Annotated in this window: 2 protein-coding genes; both read right to left on the bottom strand. The window is 61.4% G+C overall.

Features of this window, described 5'->3' with window-relative positions; translation table 11 throughout:
• Positions 1–243: biotin/lipoyl-containing protein (locus ACFW0B_RS25940; RefSeq protein WP_449151818.1), on the bottom strand; the 243-nt coding region annotated here is incomplete at its 3' end.
• Between the two features lie 11 nt (positions 244–254).
• A partial coding sequence (locus ACFW0B_RS25945) for a hypothetical protein (RefSeq protein WP_449151819.1) occupies positions 255–518 on the bottom strand: 264 nt, incomplete at its 5' end.

A 518-nucleotide genomic window follows, 5' to 3' on the forward strand; every position in this document is an offset into this window, starting at 1 on the left:
GGCAGCGGCACCCTCGATTTCCAGTTCCAGCAGTTCGTCGCCTTCCTTGAGGCGGTCGCCCAGCTTGACCTTCAGGCTCTTGATCACGCCGGCCTTGGGAGCCGGGATTTCCATGCTGGCCTTGTCCGATTCCAGGGTCAGCAGGCTCTGTTCGGCTTCGATGCGGTCGCCAACCTTGACGAACAGCTCGATCACTTCACCTTCGCCGCTGCCGATGTCGGGTACGCGAATCAGTTCACTCACAATGCGTCTCCTCAGCAGTCCAGCGGGTTGCGTTTTTCAGGATCGATGCCGAACTTGGCGATGGCCTCGGCCACGACCTTGGGTTCGATCTCGCCGCGGTCGGCCAGGGCTTCCAGGGCGGCCAGGGCTACCCAGTAACGGTCCACTTCGAAGAAGTGACGTAGCTTCTTGCGGCTGTCGCTGCGACCGAAGCCGTCGGTGCCCAGCACCTTGTATTCCTTGCTCGGAACCCACTGGCGGATCTGGTCGGCGAACAGCTTCATGTAGTCGGTGGA

This window comes from Metapseudomonas phytobenefica (genome assembly GCF_043392685.1).
Classification (GTDB): Bacteria; Pseudomonadota; Gammaproteobacteria; order Pseudomonadales; family Pseudomonadaceae; genus Metapseudomonas.